Annotated in this window: 1 protein-coding gene; it reads left to right on the plus strand. The window is 76.1% G+C overall.

Translation table 11 applies throughout. From position 1 onward, the window contains the following. The coding region (crtI, locus tag LPA54_RS33775) for a phytoene desaturase family protein (protein WP_228984516.1) at positions 1 to 753 on the plus strand (753 nt) is incomplete at both ends.

Raw genomic sequence — 753 nt, forward strand, 5'->3', positions numbered from 1 at the left:
TACGCGGTGATCGCGTACATGGACACGGTCGCCGGGGTGTACTTCCCGCGCGGCGGCATGCACGCGCTGCCGCGGGCGATGGCGGACGCCGCCGCCGACGCGGGCGCCGACCTGCGGTTCGGGCGGGAGGTGACCCGGCTGGAGCGTTCCGGCGGCCGGGTCACGGCGGTGGTGGCGGGCGACGAGCGGATCCCCTGCGACGCGGTCGTCCTCACCCCCGACCTGCCGGTCGCCTACCGGATGCTCGGCGGGGCGCCCCGGCGCCCGGTGCGGCTGAAGCACTCGCCGTCCGCGGTGGTGCTGCACCTGGGCACCGACCGGACCTGGCCCGAACTGGCGCACCACACTCTCTCCTTCGGCGCGGCGTGGCGCGGCACGTTCGACGAGCTCACCCGTGCCGGGCGGCTGATGAGCGACCCGTCGCTGCTGATCACCCGGCCCACCGCCACCGACCCGTCGCTCGCGCCCCCGGGACGCCATCTGCACTACGTGCTCGCGCCCTGCCCGAACACCGACATCGGGCCGGGAGCGGCCGAGTGGGCGGACCTGGCGCCGCGCTACCGGGACTCGGTGCTGCGGACTCTGGAGGAGCGCGGCCTGACCGGGCTGGCCTCCGCGGTCGAGACGGAGTGCGTGGTCACGCCCGCCGACTGGGCCGCTCAGGGGCATGCGGCCGGTACGCCGTTCGCCACCGCCCACACCTTCGCCCAGACGGGCCCCTTCCGGCCCCGCAATCTGGTGCGCTCCGCCGAG

It is taken from the genome of Streptomyces sp. DH12 (assembly GCF_020873895.1).
Taxonomy (GTDB): Bacteria; Actinomycetota; Actinomycetes; order Streptomycetales; family Streptomycetaceae; genus Streptomyces.